This is a genomic window from Lentzea indica, from assembly GCF_012184385.1.
GTDB classification, from domain to species: Bacteria; Actinomycetota; Actinomycetes; order Mycobacteriales; family Pseudonocardiaceae; genus Lentzea; species Lentzea indica.
In genome coordinates this window covers 1-3,301 of the sequence record NZ_VSRL01000461.1, presented here as the reverse complement: position 1 = coordinate 3,301, position 3,301 = coordinate 1, and the positions used below count along the sequence as shown (strand labels likewise).

Sequence of the window (3,301 nt, the reverse complement as noted above, 5' to 3'; positions counted from 1 at the left end):
TGAGATCCGCCCGCGCCGCGCCGGTGTCACGGGCCCGGCGGCGCAGTTCGCGGCGGACCACCAGCCCGGCGCTGACCTGGATCGACACGGGCCGCCAGGACCGCCACCACGGTGGATCCTCAACGGCCTCACCCAGCAGTCTGGCGAGTTTCGCGATCGCGTCCTCGCTGATCTTCGCGCTGTCCGCCGAGGAGAGGCCGTCGAGCACGATCGGAAGCAAGGAACGGAAACTGACCTCGTGCGCGAGCCACGGCATGTTCAGTGATGCACCTGTCCGCGCGCGCAGCAACGAGTCCATCCGGGCATCCAGCGCCGCCAAGCCTTCCTCACCCGTGAGGGTCCGCAGTTGAGCCATCCAAGCCGACCGCACCCGCTTCCAGGAAACCGGTGTGCTCGGCCGGCGCAGCAGCAGATCGCGCAGGCGGTCCGGCAGGGTGAGATCGACGTAGTTGTCGGTGTTGGCCTGGGCGGCGGCATCGGCGTCGAACACCATGAGCTGCCGCTCGGTCTGCCAGAACACCCCGCCCGCGGCCGCACTCGGCCCGCGCAGATCGCGCAGCACATCCATGTCCATCGGTGCTCCGGTCGCTGTGAGCGGGGAGCGGGCCCGGTGCGGTCGCGCTCCCCGCCCGTCGGTCAGATGTGGTGGTACAGGTACCAGCGGTACTGGCGGTCGGACTTGCGGATGTTCAGCGCGGACAGCGCGGCGCGGAAGATCTTCGACATTGGATTCACCTCCCCTCGGGCAGGGAGAACGGGTCCAGCCGCAGGTGGAACCACGGGGGCGCGAGCGCCGCCGAGACCTGGGGCTGAGAAGAAGGTGCGGCGACGTCGAGCCGGTAGGCCGAGGTGATCAGCCCGACGAGCGTCTCCGTCACCTGCGTCGCGACACCGGCGCCGGTGCAAGCGTGCGGTCCCCAGCCGAACGGGATGAACGCCTCCTGCCCCGTGCCCGAAGCCCACCGGCCCGGGAGGAACTCGTCCGGTTCGCTCCAGTGCGCGGGATCCCGGTGCACGAGGTAGCTGCAGACGACGACCTCGTCGGTCGGCTTCACGGTGAGCGCGGCGAGCTGGTGCTCCCGGCTGGGGGTTCGACCGAACTGCCACGCCACCGGCCACAGCCGCAGGGCTTCACGGACCACCCACGCGGGGTGTGCCGGCTCGGAGACCGTCGTGCCCACGAGGTAGAGCGACCAGCCGAGCAGGAAACCGACCGAACCGGCGACTGCGAACAGGCACGAGAGGAACACCTCGGCGAGGTCGGCGTCCCGCGTGCGCCCGGTCGCCGCGTGTGCGACGACGTCCAGCAGGTCGGCGGGCTTGGCAGATGGACGAGCCCGCCGGGCAGCGAGCTCCGCGCACAGAATCCGCGTCACGCGGGCGCGGAACCGGTGGCGGGCGAGCCGCGAGCAACGGCCGCGCGCCCCGGCCAGCACCGCCCGTTCGACGACCTGGTCCACCGTCTCGCGCAGGGTGGCCGAGGGGGCGTCACCGATCAGTGCCGGGCGGAAATGTTCGTACACGAGGCGGTTTCCCGCGTCCGGCCAGACACTGCCGGGTGCCAGCCTGGCGACGAGCGCGGGGAGTTCATCCGCGTGGTCGTGGGTGTACCGCCGCAGCAGCACCCGTGCGGCCCGCCCGATTTCGACCTGCGCGGACCGCGGTGCGAACATTCCCGTCCTGATCCGGAAGAAATCGGAATGCTCCCGGAAAAGACCTTCGTTGTTTGCCAGTATCTCTTTCGCGAGCACCGGATCGGAAACATAGATCTCACCCCGACGCTTGCTGAACACCGAGCCGCGATCACGACGGAGTTTCCTGAGTGCAGCGAGCGGATCAACATCTGGACCGAGCGCTGCCATGCACACTCCCCTCGAAGGAACCTAGCGGGGAAAGGAACCAGACGCCCAGCTAACCGTCGCTGCGAAGAGGCTGTCAATACTCCGTCGCAGCGCCGACCGAATGGCCTCCGAGCGCTTACCTGCATTCAGTTGCTCATTCTCGGCCGAACGGCGTCACACCGAGGGCAATGACGAGTGGTACGTATCAGACCACTCGCTCTGCGTGTCCACGCGCTTTTTGTGGGTCCGGGAAATTCCGGGTTCCCGCGACGGCATTTTCTGTGCTCTCACTGGTTCCCGAAGCCCAGCAAGGGCCCGATCTGTTGTCTCAGAGTGTCCGACCGACCACGGAGAGAAAACTATTTCACGTTCTGGTCAGGTCCGTGTCCGCGTGTCCGCTGTAGGACATGACGGCAGGTCGATCACGTCTGCAGACAGGCAGTGCCGACGCTCGTCGGGTGAAAGGAGGGACGTCTCATGACCATCGACGGAGAACACGCGTCAGACACATGGCTCGGTCGCCGCGCCTCCGAGGCGGCGACGCACGTCGAACATGTGGAGGTGAGCGCGGCCGCCGCCGGTGATCGCAGGGCGATCGAGCGCCTGCTGGCGAGCATTCGTCCCCAGGTGGTGCGGTACTGCCGCGCCCGAGTGGGCAGGCAGGAGCGATCCTTCGTGTCGGCAGACGACGTGGCCCAGGACGTGTGTCTCGCGGTGCTCATGGCATTGCCCAAATACAGCGAGGAGGGCCGGCCCTTCCTCGCGTTCGTGTACGGCATCGCGGCGCACAAGGTTGCCGATGCGCATCGGTCTGCCGCCCGCAATCGCGCTGAACCCGTCCCCGAGGTTCCCGACACCCCCGAGACCGAGGCGGGTCCGGAGCAGCGGGCCGTGCAGGGTGAGCTGTCCGAACGAATGGCTCAACTCCTGCTGATCCTCCCGGAGAGACAACGGGAGATCCTCATGTTGCGGGTGGTCGGAGGGCTGTCGGCTGAGGAGACTGCCGAGGCGGTCGGATCGACGCCGGGGGCGGTCCGCGTCACGCAACACCGCGCATTGGCCCAGCTCCGCAGATCGTTGACCGGAGCGGACCTCAAAAGAGGCGACAGATTGGCACGTACGCCGAGTTCGTGAGGCGTCGAGGATCGCGCACATGCCTTCTCGAGCCCGCTTGTTCATCGGGGGCGATCGGCCACGGTCTGACTTCCTTCGTCGAGTCGGGGCACACCCGACCAGATCATCTGGAAATGTGGAATGCACAGGCATCGCTGCGCGGGGCGTCTGATATTCGCACTTGGCCCGAGTCGCGAGGAAGGCCCGGCGCAGAAACCGATTCACTCGTGCGCCAAAACGCCCCGTCTGGCTACCTGAGCGGTAACCGGGCGGGGCGTTCGTCGCGGGTGTGGTGGTGTCAGAAGTTGAGCTGCCAGGCGTCGAGGTAGCCGGCCTGCGAGGCGCGG

The 3,301-nt window shown here is 67.6% G+C and carries 3 protein-coding genes and 1 pseudogene; 1 reads left to right on the top strand and 3 read right to left on the bottom strand.

Going from position 1 to position 3,301, the window contains the following annotated elements; genetic code table 11:
• The 3 genes and pseudogenes from FXN61_RS48340 to FXN61_RS48335 all read right to left on the bottom strand — a co-directional run.
• Positions 1–574 (bottom strand): annotated as a pseudogene (locus tag FXN61_RS48340) (cytochrome P450); the annotation flags it as partial.
• 62 nt (positions 575–636) lie between these two features.
• The gene (locus FXN61_RS57135) at positions 637–726 is read right to left on the bottom strand and encodes a hyalucidin A family RiPP precursor (protein WP_459178533.1); all 90 of its coding nucleotides are present in this window, start codon (positions 724–726) and stop codon (positions 637–639) included.
• A 5-nt stretch (positions 727–731) separates the two neighbouring features.
• The gene (locus tag FXN61_RS48335) at positions 732–1,673 is read right to left on the bottom strand and encodes a cytochrome P450 (protein WP_188136288.1); all 942 of its coding nucleotides are present in this window, start codon (positions 1,671–1,673) and stop codon (positions 732–734) included.
• Between the two features lie 645 nt (positions 1,674–2,318).
• On the opposite strand from FXN61_RS48335, the gene FXN61_RS48330 reads away from it, so the two are divergent.
• Entirely contained in the window at positions 2,319–2,975 is a 657-nt protein-coding gene (locus tag FXN61_RS48330; protein ID WP_167980476.1) for a sigma-70 family RNA polymerase sigma factor, read from the top strand.
• Positions 2,976–3,301: the final 326 nt, after the last annotated feature.